The following is an 18,445-nucleotide window of genomic DNA, read 5'->3' as shown; positions in this document are numbered from 1 at the left end:
CACTCCCTGTGGTGTTTTTTAAAGTCGTATAATATTACTATCGGGCGACGGCTTGGTTGTAAACCATTCGGGTTCACCCCGCCGCTGGAAAATAAGCCGCCGGAAAATAACAAGCAGGAACAAGGAGACGTCATCCGTGCCCCCCTTCCCCCAGCCCCACGGTGTCACCCGCCGCGCCCTGTTGACCAGCGGCGCCGGCACCGCCGTGGCGCTCGCCACCACCGCCTCCGGCGGTGCGGCCACCCCGGGTGCGGGTGCCGCCCCCAGCCCGGACCTGCAACTGCTGACCTCGCGCAGCGGCGTCTACACCCCCGCCAAGGGCGAGGCGGTGCTGCAGTTCAGCTTCGACTTTCCCGAGGCGTCGGTGCAGGTGGGCCCCCTGCTGATGGGCTTTCGGGTGCAGACCTATGAGAACGCCTATGCCATCGACCCCACGGTGACGCGCGTGGTGCGCGACGGCAACCGCACCACGCTGACCTGCGACGGCTTCCTGTGGGCCGGCGGCCAGGAAAAGGCGCCGGGTAAGCTGGTGGCCGAGTTCACGGTGGAGGGCGACGGCACGGTGCAATGGACCGTGCGGGCGGAGGCCCAGCACCCGGTGAAATCCATCACCACCGTGGCGCGCGGCCTGCCGCGGGGCGAAATTTCCGTCTCCGGCCAGGACTTCACCGACCTGAAGGATGACGAGAAGGTCTTCGAGTATCCCAATTTCTTCCAGGGCATGGCCACCCCCCTGGCCATTCTGAAGACCGCCGATGGCCGGCACTACGCCCTGTCGGCGCGGCAGACAGCGGTGCGCACCTGCCGCTTCTTCTTCCAGCCGGGGCCGGACGGCTATCGCGTGGAACTGATCCATGAGGGCGAGGGCTGGGCCAAGGCCAACAGCCTGGCGACGCCACCGTGGCGGGTGGGCCCGGCGGCGGATTACGCGGCGGCGGCGGCCGATCATTTCGCCCATGTGGAGAAGACCTACGGCATTCCCAAGCTGGCCACGCGGGCCGACATGCCGGCGTGGATGCGGGACGTGGACCTGGTGCTGAGCATCCATGGCGCGCATTGGACCGGCTACATCTTCAACGACTATGCCCGCATGCTGGAGATCCTGCGCTGGGCCGCCACGCAGATCGATCCCAAGCGGGTCATGGTCTTCTTGCCGGCCTGGGACGGCCGCTATTACTGGAACTATCCGCTGTACCAGCCCGACCCGCGCATGGGCGGGGTGGACGGCTTCAAACGCCTGGTCAGCCAGGCGCAGAAGCTGGGCTTCCGCATCGTCCCCATGTTCGGCACCAACAGCGCCAACAAGGTGTGGGAGGAGTTCAAGCTGTTCGCCGACGCGACGACGGAGCGGGTGGACGGCGATGCCTTCGACCTGAACTGGGTGGATTGGGACAACGACCGCTCGGGCGAGGGGTGGATGCCCTTCATGAACCTGGGCGTCGCGTCCTGGCGCCGCTGGCTGGGGGAGCGTATCTCGGCCACCATCACGCAGTTCGGCGTCGACGGCTATTTCCTGGATATCGCCGGGGCGGCCATCAACAACACCAAGGCCGACATGCATGAAGGCACGCGGCAACTGGTGGCGGACCTGGCCCAGCGCCACCCCGGCATCCCGCCGGTGGGGGAGATGCTGTACGACGCGCAGATGGCCTTCATCCCCATGAGCCATGTTGCCCGCTACACCCTGGCCCCGGCCGCCTGCGACGATCACATCCGCAACTACCAGCATCTCAGCCGCCCGGCCCCCGGCCGGGGCAGCACCGGCGTGCACGAGGCCGGCTTCGGCACCTACAAGTCCGAGATTCCGCCGCATCAGCGCGCCATCCCCACCATCACGGTGGTCGATGACACCTTCACCAAGGAACGCGCCGCCATGGCCGATTACATCCGCCAGGCCAAGGCCTGGGGCGAGGCGCGGCGGAAATAGAAAAAAGGCCGCCGACCCATCGGGGCAGGCGGCCTTCCTTACCAAGTCAATATCCCTGTTACGCCTTGTTCAGCAGGCTGGTCCGGCGGCTGTAGGCCAGGTAGATCACCAGGCCGATCACGTGCCAGATGGCGAAGTTGCGCAGCGTGGTGCCCGGCAGGGAATACAGGAAGTAGAGGCAGCCGATGACCGCCAGCGGGGCCACCACCCACACGGCGGGGCAGCGGAACAGGCGGGGGAAGTCCGGCTTGGTCACGCGCAGGACCATGACGCAGACCGACACGGAGATGAAGGCCGCCAGGGTGCCGGCGTTCGACAGTTCCGCGATGGTGGCCAGCGGCAGGAAGCCGCCGAACAAGGCCACGAACAGGCCGACCAGCAGGGTGACCTTCACCGGCGAGCGGCGGTCGGGCCCCAGGTCGCTGAGGCCGCGCGGCAGCAGGCCGTCACGCGACATGACGAAGAACACGCGGGTCTGGCCGAACATCATCACCAGGATGACGCTGGGCAGGGCCACGATGGCGGCGGCCCCGATGGCCCAGGCGGCGCCGGGGTGGTTCAGGCTGCGCAGGATAAAGGCCAGCGGCTCGCCACTGGCGGCGAACTCGGCAAAGGGCCAGGCGCCCACGGCGCAGGCGGCCACGATCATATAGATGATGGTGGAGATGACCATGGAACCCAGGATGCCGATGGTCAGGTCGCGGCCGGGGTTCTTCACCTCCTCCGCCGAGGTCGACACGGCGTCGAAGCCGAAGAAGGCGAAGAAGACGATGGCGGCGGCGGCCATCACGCCGCGCACGTGGCCGGCGTCGTCCATGTGCGAGACGAAGCCATAGGGCATGAAGGGGGTGAAATTCTCCGGCACCAGGCTGAACACGGTCAGGCCCACGAACACGGCAAGGGCGATGATCTTGATGGCGACCAGGGCGATGTTCACCGTGGCGCTTTCCTTGGCGCCCTTGGCCAGCAGCGCCGTGACCAGCGCGGTGATGACGACGGCCGGCAGGTTGATCCAACCCCCGGCATAAGGACCCGCGATAAGCTCCTTGGGCAGGTGTATGCCCATGCTTTCCAGCAGGCCGACCATATAGCCGGACCAGCCCACCGCCACGGCGCTGCAGGTGACGGCGTACTCCAGCACCAGGGACCAGCCGACGATCCAGGCCAGCCCCTCGCCCAGCACCGAGTAGGTGTAGGTGTAGGCGCTGCCGGCAGCCGGCATCATGGTGGCCATTTCGGCGTAGGTCAGGGCCGCGAAGGCGCAGAGGATGCCGCAGGCGGCGAAGGCCAGGATGACGGCGGGGCCGGCGCGTTCGGCGCCGATGCCGGTCAGGGTGTAGATGCCGGTGCCGATGATGCCGCCGATGCCCAGGGCCACCAGGTGCGGCCAGCTCAAGGTCTTGCGCAACTGCCGGCTTTGGTCCACGTGGGCCAAAGCGTCCAACGCCTTACGGCGCGTCCAGAACGTCATAAAGCAGTCCCCATCTAGAACGTGTTTTAGCCCCCTGAGACCAACCGGCCGCCCCCTTGCCCTGGGGCGGGCGCACATTGGCCGGAAGCTGTTTGGACACCGATCAGCGCGGGCGTCAACAGCTTAACTGCCCTAGCCGTTTCAAACGACATTTTGTGGCGCGGATGGCCCGCTTTCCAACAAAAAACCCCGCCCGGGACCACCCGGGCGGGGATATCTTCGTTCCAGGCCCAGGCCTTAGAACTCCACCGTCGCGCCAACGAAGATGACGCGGCCCAGCGGGTCGTAGATGCCGGGGTAGGTGTTGCCGTTGCCGAAGCTGCTGAGCAGGCCCGACGAGATGGCCGGCGGGTCGCGGTCGAGGATGTTGTTCACACCCGCGCGCAGCGACAGGTAGTCGGTCATCTTGTAGGTCATCGCCACGTCGAAGTAGCTGTACGACGGCAGCCGGGCGTTGATGCCGACATAGTCGGAGGTGAGGAAGGCGTTGGCCGTGTTGCTGGACAGCGTCGTCGGGCCGATGAAGCGCCAGTTGACCGACACCGTGGCCGGGACCCAGGGGCTGGACCAGGTGGTGCGGAACTGGTGGCGCCACCGCGGGCTGGGCTGGCCGCAGGTGGGGCCGAACAGGCCGGTGCAGTCATAGGTGCCCAGGCCCGGCAACTGCTCCGTCTCGCTGGTCAGCAGCACGGTGCCATTGAGGTTGAAGTCCAGGCTGCCCCAGTTGTGGTTGACGACGTCCTCCAGATCCAGCTTGTACGACAGGTCGACGTCGACGCCGGAGGTCTTCAGGTAACCGGTGTTCTGGTTGGTGGACTTGATGTAGCCGTCGGTGCCGAACAGCACGCCGGACTTGGGATCGCGGTGGAACAGGCCGCAGAAGTAGGAACTGCCGGTGGTGGCGCACTGGTTGATGGCCGTTTGGGCATCCACGCCGGCGATGTAGCCGTCCACGGTGATGTTGTAATAGTCCAGCGTGGCCGAGAAATTGGGCAGGAAGGTCGGCGTCAGCACCACGCCGGCGGTGAAGGTGTCGGCCGTCTCCGGCTTCAGGGCCGGGTTGCCGCCGCCCTGGGCGGAGCAGAGGTCCGTCGGGCACTCGGCGATCTTGCCATACTGGGCGGCCGAGACGCCGGTCAGGGCGCACTGCGCCAGCGAGGCCGTCGGGCTGGACCCGGCGCATGGATCCTGGGCCGAGACGTTGCCCACCGACTGCGGCGCGTACAGTTCAGAGATGCTGGCCGCGCGGACGGCGCGGTTATAGCTGCCGCGGAAGCGGATGTCCGTCACCGGGGCGTATTGCAGCTCGAACTTGTAGGTGCTGACGCCGCTGTCCAGGTAATCGTACTTGGAATAGCGATAGCCGGTGTTGAACAGCAGATCCTGCACCAGGGGCTTGTCCTGGACCAGGGGGACCTGCAGTTCCATGTACCCTTCGTTGACACTGAGGGCGCCCGAGGACGGCATGGTGCCGCCGGCCTGCGCCACCGCGTCGGCGGTGAAGTTCAGCGTCTCTTCCCGGTGCTCAAAGCCCAGGGCCAGCGCGGCGCCCTTGTTGGCCCAGGGGCTCTTCACCCCATACTGCCCCAGGTCGCCGGTGAGCGACAGGCTGGCCACCTTTTCCGTTTCAGCGTCATGGGTGTGGCTGGGGGAATAGAGGTAATTGTAACCGGCGGTGCTGATGCCGTTGTACTGGAACACGTTGATGGGAACGCAGGTCGGGTCGGTGCCGTCGATGACGGACTTGCAGGTCGGCACCCCGTTGACGTTCACCACCTCCAGCGCGCGCTGGGCCTTCGTGTTGTCGACGTTGTTCAGGTACGTCTCATTCACGATGGTCTTGGAATACAGGAAATTGGCGTCGTAGTTCCAGCCGTCCCAGACCTCGCCGCGCAGGCCGAAGGTGCCGCGATAATCGATATGGCGCAGGTCGTCACGGCGCGGCTGACTGCCGGGGCCGGTCAGGCGGTAGCCGATGAAGCTCTGGGCGTCGGTGGGCGTGCCGGCGGCGGTGCCGCATAGCGTGGACGCCTGCGATGCCGACATCAGCGGGTTGTCGCAGTTGATGTTGAAGGTCGTGCCCTGGAACAGGGCCGATGGCGCCACCTGCGAGAAGGTGTGGTCGTTCATGTACATGAAGTTGCCGTAGGCTTCGACTTCCTTGGCAAATTCATAATGGGCCTGTACGCCCGCGTTCTCGCGCTTGTCCGACCGCTGGATGTAATTGGTGGGCGTGTAGTTGTAGGCGAAGCTGCTGTTGTATGGCACCCAGGTCTTGCTGCCGTCCTTGGCGTTCACCAGCGTAGTGTTCGCGTTGGGACCCGACAGCGGATAGAACAGGCCATAGGCGTTGTTGCTGGAACCGCCGCAGGTGAAGGTGTCAGCGGTGGCCAGGTTCAGGTCGCAGTTGGAATAGTCGCGCTTATTCTGCGTGACCGGCATGGCGTACTGATAGCCGGCGAACAGGGTGACGTTACCCTTGTTGTTGTCGAAGTTCTTGCCGGCGGCGACGCTGACGTTCTTCTTGATGCCGTCCCAAACCTCGTCGGGCGCCGTCTGGAAGCCCTTGGCCTGGCTCAACGACCGCAGGGCGGTGTTGCCATTGTCATGCTGCGCGATGGTGTACTGCAGGTCGGCGCGGACACCGTCCAGGTTCTTGCGCAGGATGAAGTTCACGACGCCCGACACGGCGTCCGAACCATAGACCGCCGAGGCGCCGCCCGACACCACGTCCACCCGCTCCACCATCGCGGTGGGGATGAAGTTCAGGTCGTTCATCTCGACCGGCAGCATGCGCTGGCCGTCGATCAGCACCAGGTTGCGGTTGGAACCCAGGTTGCGCAGGTTGACGCGGGCCGTGCCGTCCGACCCGTTGGAGCCGTTCTCGTTCGAATCCGCCGTCACCTGGGGCAGGCGGTTCAGGGCGCTCTCGATATTGGTCGTGCCCTGGTACTGCAGTTCCTGCTGGCCCACCGTGGTCAGGGGGCTGGCGGTCGTCAGGTTCGCCTGCTTGATGCGGGAACCGGTGACGACGATTTCCTGAAGGTCGTCCGCGGCCGACGTCTGCGCCAGCGCCTGACCACCCACCATCAAGGCCACCACGGCGGCCCCTGCCGCCAGGGCCGACGCACGGCCCGAGCGGAGCGCCGCCCCAGGGGCGGACTTCGCATGAGTCTTTCGCATTTTTATCTCCCAGACCGCGCACCCCCGTTAGTGCGCGCTGGGTCAGCGTCCCGCAAATGCCATAAACCTGTCAAATATCTTATATCGTATATCGTATGATTTATCCGGCGGTGTGGCACGGATGCATCAGAGAGAACAAAAATGTGCATATTTTCAAAGGCTTGTACGGAAGCACGCCGTACAAACGCCAAAAGCCGCCCTCCCCGGGGCGGGAGGGCGGCTGCGGTATTCGTCATCGGGCAGGCAACCCCACCAGCGCTGGCGGGGCTAGGAAAGCCGCTTACAAAGCGGCCACGGTCACCGCTTCCGGCGCTTTGACCGTCAGCGGATTGCGCAAAGGCAGGCCGAAGGCAGCCGCCTCCACCTCGAACCGGTCACCAGGACGGGTGGTGAAGCCATCGCTGAACGACAGGGTGGCGGTGCCGAAATAATGCACATGGGCATCGCCGGGACGGCGGAAGCCAGCGTACTTGAAATGATGGTGCTCCAGGTTGGCCAGGCTGTGGCACATGTTGGCCTCGCCCGACAGGAAGGGCTTCTCCCACGCCACCTGGCCATCGCGGACGATGCGGGTCGTGCCCCGGATGTCGGCGGGCAACGGCCCCACCAGCAGCTCGGGCCCGAAGGAACAGGGCCGCAGCTTGGAATGCGCCAGATAGAGATAGTTCTGCCGCTCGGTGACATGGTCGGAGAACTCGTTGCCCAGGGCGTAGCCCAGGCGGAAGGGCGTGCCGTCGGGACCGATGACGTACAGACCCACGATCTCCGGCTCCTCCCCGCCATCCAGGGCGAAGGCGGGGGAGGCCAGCGGTGCCTCCGGCGCGGTGATGATGCCACCGTCGCCCTTGAAGAACCATTCCGGCTGTGCCCCCACCTGACCCACGGGCGGCTTGCCGCCCTCCAGGCCCAGGCGGAACATGCGCATCGAGTCGGTCTGCTTGGCGGGATCGGCCAGGTCCTTGTGCATCTTGTCCCGCCCCTCGGCGGAACCCAGGTGCGTCAGGCCGGTGCCGCTCACCAGCAGATGGGCGGCATCGGGATGGTCCAGCGGCGCCAGCAGACGCCCCTCGGCCACCACGGCCCCCAGGTCGACGACATCACCCGCGCCCGCCGCGTCGACCACCACCGCCAGGCCGGTGCCCGCCGCGATGGCCCGCTGCGCCAGTTCATAAACGCTGGCGGCACCCGGCACCGTGTGGGCCGGGCCGTCATCCTGGCGGGCCGCGACGGCGCGCGCACCGGTGGCATCGATAAATTGAAGCAGACGCAGGACCATGGGTGTTTCCCTGACGATTGTTTTAAGTGACTGTGATGAGCCTCCCGCCCGGGCCGGGAATGGCGGGGCTGGACGTGCTCATTTAATAATACTATTTCTGTTCCTTCCAAGCCCTTTTCGGGGGAGGCGCGTCCCAGTGCGATGGGGCCGCAAAGGGGCTTGAGCCGCCCCCATAAATAATATCATATGACCCATAACAACAGATCGCGCCCGTGAAGGCCGCGCCCGTGGGCCTATTCGCACGATAAGCCCTACGGCGCCCCCGCCGGCAAGGACGAACAGGAACAGGGATGGATATGAAAACGCTGCCGAGACGCCGCACACTGTCACGCCGGATCATGGGTATCGGGGCCGCCGTTTTCCTGGGCGGCCTGGCCGCCGGGTGCGACAGCGGCGACAAGAAGGGCCTGACCGTGGGCTTTTCCCAGATCGGGTCGGAATCCGGCTGGCGCGCCGCCGAGACCAAGCTGGCCCGCCAGGGGGCGGAGCGGCGGGGCATCACCCTGAAATTCTCCGACGCGCAGCAGCGCCAGGAAAACCAGATCAAGGCCGTGCGCTCCTTCATCGCCCAGGGCGTGGACGCCATCCTGCTGGCCCCCGTCGTGTCCAGCGGGTGGGATGAGGTGCTGGGCGAGGCCAAGGCCGCCAACATCCCCGTCATCCTGCTGGACCGGCAGATCGACACGCCCAACGTCGACCTCTATCTGACGGCCGTCACCTCCGACACCATCGAGGAGGGGCGCGTGGCCGGCCGCTGGCTGGCGGGCAAGGTGCAGGGCCGCGACTGCCGCATCGTGGAAATCCAGGGCACCGTGGGCGCCAGCCTGGTGGCCAACCGCAAGAAGGGCTTTGAGGAGGCCATCGCCACCGCCCCCAACCTGCACCTGGTGCGCACCCAGTCGGGTGAGTTCACCCGCGCCAAGGGCAAGGAGGTCATGGAGGGCTTCCTGAAGGCGGAGGCGCCGGGCAGCATCTGCGCCGTCTACGCCCACAACGACGACATGATGATCGGCGCCATCCAGGCCATCAAGGAGGCGGGGCTGAAGCCCGGCACCGACATCCTGACCGTGTCCATCGACGGCGTGCCCGACATCTTCAAGGCCATGGCCGACGGCGACGCCAACGCCACGGTGGAACTGGCCCCGGACATGGCGCCGCGCGCCTATGACATCCTGCTGGCCTACCGCAAGGACCATGCCCCGCCGCCCAAGTGGGTGCAGACGCCGTCCAAGCTGTATGAGCCCGACACCGCCGCCGCCGAATACGCCCGGCGCAAGGATCTGTACTGATGGCCAGTCCTGAAACCCCGGTGGTGCTGGCGGCCCGGGGTTTGACACGGCTATACCCGGGCGTGCGGGCGCTGGACGGCGTGGACCTGACCCTGCGGGCGGGCGAGATCCATGCCCTGCTGGGGGAGAATGGCGCCGGCAAGTCCACCCTCATCAACCTCCTGACCGGCGCCCAGCCGCGCAACGGCGGCACCATCGCCGTGGATGGGGTGGAGATCGATCCGGACGGCCCCGGTGGCGCCGTCCAGGCCGGCATCGCCGCCGTCTATCAGGAGATCACGCTGCTGCCCAACCTGTCGGTGGCGCAGAACCTTTATCTGGGGCGGGAGCCGACGCGCTGGGGCCTGGTCCACCGCGCGCGCATGAACCGGGAGGGCGCGGCCCTGCTGCGCCGCTTCGGCCTGACCATCGATGCCAGCCGGCCGCTGTCCGACTTTTCCACCGCCGTGCAGCAATTGATCGCCATCGCCCGCGCGGTCGACCTGTCGGCCAAGGTGCTGATCCTGGATGAGCCCACCGCCAGCCTGGACACGGCGGAGGTGCAGACGCTGTTCACCCTGCTGCGCACCTTGCGCGACCAGGGCCTGGCCATCGTCTTCGTCACCCATTTCCTGGACCAGGTCTACGCCCTGACCGACCGCATCACCGTGCTGCGCAACGGCAGGCTGGTGGGCGAACGGCTGACCGCCGAACTGCCGCGGTTGGAGCTGGTGGCCATGATGCTGGGCAAGGCCCCCACGGCGGAAAGCCATCTGGGCCGCCGCCCGGCGAAGACCGCGGCCAATGGCACCCCGCTGGTACGGGCGCAGGGCCTGGGCCGGCGCCGCCTGGTCGGGGCGTTCGATGCCGAGCTGCATGCCGGCGCCGTGCTGGGAGCGGCCGGCCTTCTCGGCTCCGGCCGCACGGAAACCGCCCTGCTGCTGTTCGGGGCGGAGGCGGCGGACCAGGGCCAACTGGTCGTCGACGGCAAGGCCGTCACCCTGCGCAGCCCGCGCGACGCCATCCGCCTGGGTTTCGGCTTCTGCCCGGAGGACCGCAAGCTGGACGGCATCGTCGCCGGCCTCAGCATCCGGGAGAACATCGTGCTGGCCCTGCAGGCCAAGCGCGGCTGGTGGCGGCGCCTGTCCACGGCGCAGCAGCACGAGCTGGCCGACCGCTATATCAAGCTGCTGGACATCCGCACCCCGGACGCCGAGAAGCCCATCCAGTTGCTGTCGGGCGGCAACCAGCAGAAGGCCTTGCTGGCCCGCTGGCTGGCGACCGACCCCCGCCTGCTGATCCTGGATGAACCCACGCGCGGCATCGACGTCGGCGCCCATGCCGAGATCGTGCGCCTGCTGGAGGATCTGCGGGACCGGGGCATGGCGCTCTATGTCATCTCCTCGGAAATCGAGGAGGTGGCCGCCTATTCCGACCGGGTGCTGGTCATGCGCGACCGCGCCCCCGCCGGCCTGCTGGAGGGCGACGCCATCACCCCCGCCGCCATCGTCAACGCCATCGCGGCGGATCATCACACCAGGGGTGCGGCATGAACGCCGTGATACAACGCCTGAAGGCGGCGCGACCGCAACTGGCCCTGCTGGCGCTGGCGCTGCTGGTCAATGTCTTCGTGGCGCCGGGCTTCCTGGATCTGCGGATGCAGGATGGACGGCTGTTCGGCGGCCTGGTCGACATCCTGAATCGGGGCGCCCCGGTCATGCTGCTGGCCGTGGGCATGGCCTCGGTCATCGCCACGCGCGGCATCGACTTGTCGGTGGGCGTCATCATGGCGATATCCGGCGCCGTCGCGGCGGCCGGGGTCAACGCCGGCCTGGCCTGGCCCCTGGCCACCCTGGCGGCGCTGGCCACAGGCCTGGTCTGCGGCCTGTGGAACGGGCTGCTGGTCGCGGTGTTCCGCCTGCAGCCCATCGTCGCCACCCTGATCCTGATGGTGGCCGGGCGCGGCGTCGCCCAATTGATCACCGAAGGCCGCATCCTGACCTTCACCGAGCCGCACCTGATCGCCGTGGCCGGCGGCACGCTGGCGGCCCTGCCCCTGCCGGTGGTACTGGCCCTGCTGGCGGCCGGGCTGACCGGCCTGCTGGTGCGGGCGACGGCGCTGGGCTTGTTCGTCGAGGCGGTGGGCACCAACCCGCGCTCCAGCCGCCTGGCCGGCGTCCATACCGGCCTGGTGCTGGGGGCCGTCTATGTCTGGTCCGGGCTGATGGCGGCGCTGGCCGGCCTGGTCGCCACGGCCGACATCAAGGGGGCCGATGCCAACAACGCCGGCCTGTGGCTGGAGTTGGACGCCATCCTGGCGGTGGTCATCGGCGGTACCAGCCTGTACGGCGGCCGGTTCAGCATCGGCCGGTCCGTCCTGGGCGCCCTGGTGCTGCAGGCCATGCGCACCGCCATCCTGCGGGCGGGCCTGCCGCCGGAACTGAACCTGGTGCTGATGGCGCTGGTGGTGGCCGCCGTGCTGACCCAGCAGTCGCCCGCCTTCCAGCCCTTGGCCACCCGCCTCATGGCCCGCCTCAAGAACAAGGAGGCCCGGGCATGATGGGCCGCTTCGTGAATACGCGCACCTTGCCCCTGTTGGCGACGGTGGTCGTCTTCGTCCTGATCTATGCCGCGTGCGCCGTGCAGTATCCCACCATGCTGGGCCTGCGGGTGATGGGCAATTTGCTGACCGACAACGCCTTCCTGGGCATCCTGGCGGTGGGCATGACCGTGGTGGTGGTGGCCGGGGGCATCGACCTGTCGGTGGGGGCGGTCATGGGCCTGACCACCGTGGCGCTGGCCCGTCTGATCGAGGGGGCCGGGGTGCCGCCGGCTCTGGCGTTCGCCCTGGTGCTGGGGGGCGGCGGCCTGTTCGGCGCCGGCATTGGTGCCGCCGTGCATTACCTGAAGGCGCCGGCCTTCATCGTCACCCTGACGGCCATGTTCCTGGCCCGCGGTTGCGCCCTGCTGATCAGCACCGATTCCATTCCCATCCACAACGCCGCCTACGACACCTTGGCCGGTGCGGCGCTGTCCCTCCCCGGGGGCGGACGGCTGACGCTCGTGGCCGTCATCATGCTGCTGACCTTCCTGGCCGGCGGCATCCTGCTGCATGGCACACGCTTCGGTGCCCGGGTCTTCGCGCTGGGCGGCAACGCCCATTTCGCCCAGCTCATGGGCATCGACACCGGACGCACCACCATCCTGGTGCATGCCTTCTGCAGCCTGATGGCGGCGCTGGCCGGCATCGTCTTTTCCCTCTACACCCGGTCCGGCTACGCCCTGACCGGGACGGGGGTGGAACTGGACGCCATCGCCGCCGTGGTCATCGGCGGCACGCTGCTGACCGGCGGCGTGGGCGGGGTGGCCGGGTCCTTCATCGGCGTGCTGATCCAGGGCCTGATCCTGACCTGGATCACCTTCGACGGCACGCTGTCCAGTTGGTGGACCAAAATCGCCATCGGCGCGCTGCTCTTTGTCTTCATCGCCGTGCAGCGCTTGATTTTGACCGTGTCGGCCCGCTATGGCCGTTCGGGCACCGGCCCCGCCGCACCCAGTCCCTCCACCCGTCCCCGCCCCTCCCCCGGCGCCACCGCGCCATCCGCCCCGTGAGCCATCCCCCCATGACCCTGTCGACCTGGTCATCGCCCGAACGTCCCCTGTCGCACCATGAGCAGATCGTGCGCACCCTGGGCATGGAGATCCTCAGCGGCGCCATGCCCGTGGGCGTGAACCTGCCACCGGAGCCGGACCTGCTGGTCCGCTTCCAGATCTCGCGCACCGTGCTGCGCGAGGTGATGAAGACCCTGGCGGCCAAGGGCTTGGTCGTATCCAAGACGCGGGTGGGCACCAAGGTGCAGGACCCGACGCACTGGAACTTCTTCGACGCCGATCTCTTGTCCTGGCGGGTCAGCCTGGGCCTGGATGACACCATGCGCCGGCATCTGTATGAGATGCGCAGCGCCGTGGAGCCGCGGGCCGCCGCCCTGGCCGCCAAGCGGCGCACGCCGGAACAGTTGGCCGAGATGCGCCGCGCCGTCGCCCGCATGGCGCAGCCGGGACACAACCGCCGCAGCTTCGCCGAGGCGGACCTGGCCTTCCACGTCGCGGTCAGCGCCGCGTCCGGCAACCCCATGATGCGGTCGCTGGCCGCGGTGATCGAGGCGGCGCTGCTGGCCTCCTTCTCGCTTTCCTCGCCCGTGGATGAGACAGCGTTGCAGCAGGACGTGGTGGACAGCCACGCCGCCATCGCCGACGCCATCGAGGCGGGCGACGCCGAGCGTGCCGCCCGCGCCATGCTGGCCGTCATCGATTCCGGGTTCGACCGGCTGGACCTGCCCGACCCGGACGCCCCTTGAGCCCCTTGAGTTTCCTCCCCTACCCGTCTTGACCGCATTCCTGAAGAAAGCCCACCCCAATGACTGCGTCCGACTCTTCCAACGGCAAGCCCAAACTGCGGTCCCGCGCCTGGTTCGACAACCCGGACAACCCGGACATGACGGCGCTGTACCTGGAGCGCTATCTGAATTACGGCCTGACGCTGGATGAGCTGCAATCCGGCATGCCCATCATCGGCATCGCCCAGACGGGGTCGGACCTGTCGCCCTGCAACCGCCATCACCTGGTGCTGGCCCAGCGCCTGCGCGAGGGCATCCGCCAGGCCGGCGGCATCGCCATCGAATTCCCCGTGCATCCGATCCAGGAAACGGGCAAGCGCCCCACCGCCGGGCTGGACCGCAACCTGGCCTATCTGGGCCTGGTGGAACTGCTGCACGGCTACCCCATCGACGGCGTGGTGCTGACCATCGGCTGCGACAAGACCACGCCGGCCTGCCTGATGGCCGCGGCCACGGTCAACATCCCCGCCATCGCCCTGTCCGTCGGCCCCATGCTGAACGGCTGGCACAATGGGGAGCGCACGGGCTCCGGCACCATCGTGTGGAAGGCGCGCCAGATGCTGGCAGCGGGTGAGATCGACCAGCGCAAGTTCATCGAGCTGGTGGCCAGCTCCGCCCCATCCACCGGCTATTGCAACACCATGGGCACGGCCACGACCATGAACAGCCTGGCCGAGGTGCTGGGCATGCAGTTGCCGGGCTCCGCCGCCATCCCCGCCCCCTACCGCGAGCGCCAGCAGGTGGCCTATGAGACGGGCAAGCGCATCGTGGAGATGGTGAACGAGGACCTGAAGCCCTCGGACATCCTGACGCGCGAGGCCTTCCTGAACGCCATCGTGGTGAATTCGGCCATCGGCGGGTCCACCAACGCGCCCATCCACCTGGCGGCCATCGCCCGCCACATCGGCGTGGATCTGGAACTGCAGGACTGGCAGACCCATGGCCACAAGGTGCCGCTGCTGGTGAACCTGCAGCCGGCCGGCGAATACCTGGGTGAGGACTATCACCACGCCGGCGGCGTGCCCGCCGTGGTGAATGAGCTGATGAAGCAGGGCCTGATCCATGAGCAGGCCCTGACCGCCAACGGCAAGTCCATCGGCGACAACTGCCGCGACGCCGAGATCAAGCTGCCCGACGTCATCCGCCCCTTCGACCAGCCCCTGAAGAAGGATGCCGGCTTCCTGGTGCTGCGCGGCAACCTGTTCGACAACGCCATCATGAAGACCAGCGTGATCTCGGACGAGTTCCGCGACCGCTACCTATCCAACCCCGACGACCCCGACGCCTTCGAGGGCAAGGCCGTGGTGTTCGACGGGCCGGAGGACTATCACCACCGCATCGACGACCCCACCCTGGGCATCGACGCCCACACCCTGCTGTTCATGCGCGGCGCCGGCCCGGTGGGCTATCCGGGTGCGGCCGAGGTCGTGAACATGCGGCCGCCGGCCTACCTGATCAAGCAGGGCATCACCGCCCTGCCCTGCATCGGCGACGGGCGGCAGTCCGGCACCTCCGGCTCCCCCTCCATCCTGAACGCCTCGCCCGAGGCGGCGGCCGGCGGGGCCATCGCCCTGCTGCGGACGGGCGACCGGGTGCGCATCGACCTGAAGGCCGGCACCGCCAACATCCTGATCAGCGACGCCGAGTTGGCCGCCCGCCGCCAAGCCCTGGAGGCCGCCGGCGGCTACCAGTATCCAGCCAGCCAGACGCCGTGGCAGGAAATCCAGCGCGGCATGGTCGGCCAGTTGGGCGACGGCGCCGTGCTGGAACCGGCGGTGAAGTACCAGCGCGTGGCCCAGACCCACGGCATCCCGCGCGACAACCACTGAGGCGCGCAGGAACAAGGCGGCGGCGCTTTCCAGCGCCGCCGCCTTTTCTTATGGGCTCCCGATCATCCCAGCCGGGCCAGGAACTCCGCATGGGTGGGCAGGCGCTGGGCGGCCGTCGCCAGGCTGGTGCGGCGCAGGCGCAGGGTTTCGATGATCTCGTCGCGCCGTTGCGCCGCCATCAGGGGGTCGCGGCGTTTGGGGATCAGGCCCAGGCCGATGAACAGGGCCTGCCAACTGGGGCCGACGAAGGTTTCCTCGTTCAGCAGCACCACATGGCCCGTCTCGCGGAAGGTGTCGATGCGATAGGCCAGGGTGTCGGGCAGGGCCATACCACGCCGCTCCCGCCAAAAGGCGGTGTCGTCCCGCTGCGTCAGGGCGTAGTGCAGGATGATGAAGTCGCGGATACGGTCGAATTCCAGCGCCTGGACACGGTTGTATTCCGCCGCCAGCCCCGGATTGAACGACAAATCCGGCAGCAGGCTGATCAAGCGGGTGATGCCGCCCTGGATCAAGGAGATGGAGGTTGATTCCAACGGCTCGACAAAGCCGGAGGACAAACCGATGGCGACGCAATTGCGCGCCCAGAACCGCTCCCGCCGACCGGTTCGGAACCGTAACAATCGTGGCTCATCCAGCGGCGCGCCTTCCAGATTGGCCAGGAGGCGGGCGCGCGCGGCCTCTTCCGTGACATGGGCGGTGGAGAAGACATAACCGTTGCCGGTGCGGTGCTGCAGCGGGATGCGCCACTGCCATCCGGCCTCCAGCGCGGTAGCGCGGGTGTAGGGCGGTGGCGGCCCCATGCTGGCGCTGGGCACGGCCCAGGCGCGGTCCACCGGCAGCCAATGGCCGTAGTCGATGAACCGCTCCCCCAGCGCCTTGTCCGCCAGCAGGGCGATGAAGCCGGAGCAGTCGATGAAAAGGTCCGCCGACAGAACCCGGCCATCCTCCAGCCGGACGGAGCGGATGTGCCCGGTTTCGGGGTGCAGGTCGGTGGCGACGATGCGCCCCTCATGCCGCGTCACACCCTCCGCCTCCGACTTGGTCCGCAACAGGCGGGCATAGAGGCCGGCGTCGAAATGGAAGGCGTAGTTGAAGTAGTAATAGGGTGAGCGGGGGTCGTTGTCAGGGGCGGCGAACCGCCCGGCGCGGGCCATGACGGCCGCCATGTGATAGGCGTCGAAATCGCCCGCCGCCTCCCCCACCAGATCGCGCGCCACCAGCCAGTGGTTCAGGGTGGAAAACGGCCCGGCGTTGACGATGTAGTCGCCAAAGCCATGGAAGAAGCGGGTGCCGGCCGTGCGCCAGTCCTGGAATTCGATGCCCAGCTTGAACGTGCCCTGGGTCGCCTTGATGAAGGTGGCCTCGTCCAGGCCAATGTCCTGGTTGAACTGGCGGATGGGGGGACCGTCGCCTCCCCCACCCCGACGGTGCCGATGGCATCGGATTCCACCAGGTCGACCCGGGTCCCGGCCGCGCGCACGGCCTGGTTCAGGGCGCAGGCCGCCATCCAGCCGGCGGTGCCGCCACCGACGATGAGGATGCGGCGCAGGGGGCCTGGACCGGGGGCGGTCATGCGCGGGCCCTGGCCATCACCGCGGCGGCGCCATCGTCCAGGAAGGCCTCATGGGGGCGGCAGCCGTCCGCCACCTGCGCGATGGTGCGGCGCATGGCGTCGAAGCCGCTGCGCACCTCTTCCAGCGGGGCGCCATCCGTCAGGGGGTCGTAAGCCTGCGGCTCCAGCCCCTGGCCCAGCATGACGGCCAGCCAGTTGGGCTCCTGGAACAGGGTCTGGTTGGGGAAGATGGCGAAGCCGCGGGCGCGGAACAGCGCCATCTTCTCCGCCAGGCTGTCGGGGATGGGCATGGCCCGCGCCCGGTCCCACAGCGGTTCGCCCACCCGCTGGTTGGCGTGATAATGGAACACCAGGAAGTCGCGCACCTGCTCCAACTCCTCCGCCATGATGCGGTTGAAAATGCCGGCGGAGACAGGGTCGTCCTTGGCCAAGGGGAAGGTGGCGGCGAACTTGATCAGCGCATGCTGGATGAAATGGATGCTGGTGGATTCCAGGGGCTCCAGGAAGCCGGAGCTGAGCCCCACCGCCAGCACGTTCTTATGCCGCGACCGCCGACGGCCGGTGGTGAAGCGCAGGAAGCGCGGGTCGTCCAGCACCGGCGCGTCCAGGTTGGCAAGAAGGGTGGCCGCCGCCTCATCATCGCTGATCAGGTCGCTGACATAGACATAGCCGTTGCCGGTGCGGTGGCGCAGGTTGATGCGCCACTGCCATCCGGCCGTCCGCGCCGTGGCGCTGGTGTAGGGCACCGGCGGCGCGACCCGCTGCGACGGCACGGCCACGGCCCGGTTGGCCGGCAGGTAGTGCGACCAGTCCTCATACCCCTGCCCCAGCGCCTGGCCGATGAGCAGGGCGCGGAAGCCGGTGCAGTCGATGAAGAAATCACCCTCCACCCGGCGGCCGTCGGCCAGGTCCAGATGGCTGACGGTGCCGTCGGCGCCATCCAGGGCGACGTTGGCCACCGTCGCCTCGATCCGCCGCACCCCGCGCGATTCCGCGATCTGGCGCAGGAACTGGGCATAGAGTCCGGCGTCGAAATGGTAGGCGTAGGCCAGGCCGGATTTGGGCGTCCGCGGGTCGGTGGACGGGAAATCGAAGCGGTTCTTTCGGGCCAGGACCTCACTCATCCAGAAATCGGACAGGGGATGGGGGTATCCGGCCGCCCGCAGCCGCAGCCACCAGGCGTGGAAGGAGGCGCCGTTGATGGCCTGGCCCGGCTGGCCGAAGGGGTGCATATAGCGGTGGCCCGGCCGCAGCCAGTCCACGAACTCGATACCCAGCTTGTAGGTGCCCTCGGTGGCGCGCAGGAACGCGGCCTCGTCGATGCCCGCCGCCCTGTTGAAGACCTGGATGGGGGGAATGGTCGCCTCCCCCACGCCGATGGTGCCGATCTCCGCCGATTCCACGACGGTCAAGGACAACTGGCGGCTCGGGAACAGGCTGGACAGGAAGGCGGCGGACATCCATCCGGCGGTGCCGCCACCGACGATGACCAGACGCGAGACCGTTGAGGCGGGCATGGGA

The 18,445-nt window shown here is 67.8% G+C and carries 11 protein-coding genes and 1 pseudogene; 7 read left to right on the top strand and 5 right to left on the bottom strand.

The window, feature by feature from the left end:
- Nucleotides 1-136: 136 nt before the first annotated feature.
- Nucleotides 137-1,927, top strand: a complete 1,791-nt coding sequence (locus ULB03_RS20855) for an alpha-amylase family protein (protein WP_322484996.1) — start codon at nucleotides 137-139, stop codon at nucleotides 1,925-1,927.
- A gap of 58 nt (nucleotides 1,928-1,985) precedes the next feature.
- Here the strand turns inward: ULB03_RS20855 and ULB03_RS20850 are convergent, their stop codons facing one another.
- From ULB03_RS20850 to araD1, 3 genes are all read right to left on the bottom strand, one after another.
- Nucleotides 1,986-3,398 carry an amino acid permease gene (locus tag ULB03_RS20850; RefSeq protein WP_322484995.1) on the bottom strand — a complete coding sequence of 471 codons (1,413 nt, stop codon included), beginning with the start codon at nucleotides 3,396-3,398 and terminating at the stop codon, nucleotides 1,986-1,988.
- Nucleotides 3,399-3,635: 237 nt separating this feature from the next.
- Complete coding sequence (locus tag ULB03_RS20845) at nucleotides 3,636-6,581, bottom strand: TonB-dependent receptor plug domain-containing protein (protein WP_322484994.1); 2,946 nt, start codon at nucleotides 6,579-6,581, stop codon at nucleotides 3,636-3,638.
- Nucleotides 6,582-6,861: 280 nt separating this feature from the next.
- On the bottom strand, nucleotides 6,862-7,857 hold the full coding sequence (araD1, locus tag ULB03_RS20840; protein ID WP_322484993.1) for an AraD1 family protein: 996 nt from the start codon (nucleotides 7,855-7,857) through the stop codon (nucleotides 6,862-6,864).
- A 338-nt stretch (nucleotides 7,858-8,195) separates the two neighbouring features.
- Here araD1 and ytfQ point away from each other — a divergent pair, with 338 nt between their 5' ends.
- The 6 genes from ytfQ to ULB03_RS20810 are packed head-to-tail and all read left to right on the top strand — an operon-like array spanning nucleotide 8,196 to nucleotide 15,351.
- A complete protein-coding gene (ytfQ, locus tag ULB03_RS20835; RefSeq protein ID WP_322484992.1) occupies nucleotides 8,196-9,146 on the top strand; it encodes a galactofuranose ABC transporter, galactofuranose-binding protein YtfQ in 951 nt (316 codons plus the stop codon).
- Complete coding sequence (locus ULB03_RS20830; RefSeq protein ID WP_322484991.1) at nucleotides 9,146-10,678, top strand: sugar ABC transporter ATP-binding protein; 1,533 nt, start codon at nucleotides 9,146-9,148, stop codon at nucleotides 10,676-10,678. The genes ytfQ and ULB03_RS20830 overlap by 1 nt, the downstream gene beginning before the upstream one ends.
- Nucleotides 10,675-11,685 carry an ABC transporter permease gene (locus ULB03_RS20825; protein ID WP_322484990.1) on the top strand — a complete coding sequence of 337 codons (1,011 nt, stop codon included), beginning with the start codon at nucleotides 10,675-10,677 and terminating at the stop codon, nucleotides 11,683-11,685. Before ULB03_RS20830 ends, ULB03_RS20825 begins: the two co-directional genes overlap by 4 nt.
- Nucleotides 11,682-12,737: a galactofuranose ABC transporter, permease protein YjfF gene (yjfF, locus tag ULB03_RS20820; protein WP_322484989.1), complete on the top strand. Its 1,056-nt coding sequence runs from the start codon at nucleotides 11,682-11,684 to the stop codon at nucleotides 12,735-12,737. Before ULB03_RS20825 ends, yjfF begins: the two co-directional genes overlap by 4 nt.
- 11 nt (nucleotides 12,738-12,748) lie before the next feature.
- Nucleotides 12,749-13,483: a FadR/GntR family transcriptional regulator gene (locus ULB03_RS20815; RefSeq protein WP_322484988.1), complete on the top strand. Its 735-nt coding sequence runs from the start codon at nucleotides 12,749-12,751 to the stop codon at nucleotides 13,481-13,483.
- Between the two features lie 59 nt (nucleotides 13,484-13,542).
- Nucleotides 13,543-15,351 (top strand): IlvD/Edd family dehydratase, encoded by a 1,809-nt coding sequence (locus ULB03_RS20810; RefSeq protein WP_322484987.1) that lies wholly within the window; start codon nucleotides 13,543-13,545, stop codon nucleotides 15,349-15,351.
- 62 nt (nucleotides 15,352-15,413) lie between these two features.
- Here ULB03_RS20810 and ULB03_RS20805 read toward each other — a convergent pair.
- Both ULB03_RS20805 and ULB03_RS20800 read right to left on the bottom strand, forming a co-directional pair.
- A pseudogene (locus tag ULB03_RS20805) lies at nucleotides 15,414-16,858 on the bottom strand (tryptophan halogenase family protein).
- Nucleotides 16,859-16,920: 62 nt separating this feature from the next.
- Nucleotides 16,921-18,441 carry a tryptophan halogenase family protein gene (locus ULB03_RS20800; protein WP_322484986.1) on the bottom strand — a complete coding sequence of 507 codons (1,521 nt, stop codon included), beginning with the start codon at nucleotides 18,439-18,441 and terminating at the stop codon, nucleotides 16,921-16,923.
- Nucleotides 18,442-18,445: the final 4 nt, after the last annotated feature.

Origin of the sequence: Nitrospirillum goiasense (assembly GCF_034427435.1) — a bacterium.
GTDB lineage: Bacteria > Pseudomonadota > Alphaproteobacteria > Azospirillales > Azospirillaceae > Nitrospirillum.
Note: the sequence above shows the minus strand (reverse complement) of the source record. Positions and strands in the feature narration are given on the sequence as shown.